We start from the raw sequence: 754 nt of genomic DNA on the forward strand, positions 1-754 counted from the left end.
ACACTCTCCGCTTTCTGTGATGCGCCGTGCTCAGCAGCAGTGGCAGTCCGCGCCGCAGGTGACGTGCAGCGCCCGCGACACCGCATGCATCGCGTCGAGTCGCAAGCCGTAAAACACCTTGGCGCCGTCGCGCCGGCCTTGCACAAGCCCGGCGGCCTCGAGCTGGCGCAGGTGATGGCTCGCGGTGGGCGCCGCGACCTCCAGCAGCCCGGCGACCTCGGTGGTGGTCATCTCGTGGCCCTCGCAGCACGACAGAGCCTGGATGACGCGCACCCTGTTCGCGTCGGCCAGCGCGCGCAGGCGCGCGGCGATCGCGACGGCGTCGTCGGCGGAGGAGAACTCGTGGGAGCCCAGGGGTGCGCAGCACAAGGGAGCGGAGGCGTCGACGACGGGCAGAGCGCTGGGCATGCACTCATCGTCGCAAAGTATTTGACATATGTCTAACTGGGTGTCAGATTATCCATGAGACATATGTCGAAAGGAGGTGGGCGACATGACCGGCACGACTCTGAATGGCGGCGGGTGCTGCGGCGGCGGCTGCTGCTAAAACCCGAGCGACCCGATGCCGTGGCGCGGGCGCTACGGGCCCTGCCACGGCATCGGCCGCCTGTATGGAAGGCCGCTTTGCTCCGAGGGGACCGTGACCGGTACCCTGTACCCGCTGCATCGGGAGACGTGACTGAGCGGCCGAAAGTGCATCCCTGCTAAGGATGTGATGGGGTAAACCCATCCGTGGGTTCGAATCCCACCGTCT

General features: G+C 66.8%; 1 protein-coding gene. It reads right to left on the reverse strand.

The features are described 5' to 3' along the window. Positions 1-30 precede the first annotated feature (30 nt). Positions 31-408 (reverse strand): helix-turn-helix transcriptional regulator, encoded by a 378-nt coding sequence (locus B7K20_RS00025; protein WP_084099470.1) that lies wholly within the window; start codon positions 406-408, stop codon positions 31-33. Positions 409-754 lie beyond the last annotated feature (346 nt).

Origin of the sequence: Demequina sp. NBRC 110051 (genome assembly GCF_002090055.1) — a bacterium.
Classification (GTDB): domain Bacteria; phylum Actinomycetota; class Actinomycetes; order Actinomycetales; family Demequinaceae; genus Demequina.

What these genes read in the sequence shown, in the direction of transcription:
- B7K20_RS00025 (WP_084099470.1), bottom strand. Translation starts at nt 408, where the DNA reads ATGCCCAGCGCTCTGCCCGTCGTCGACGCCTCCGCTCCCTTGTGCTGC.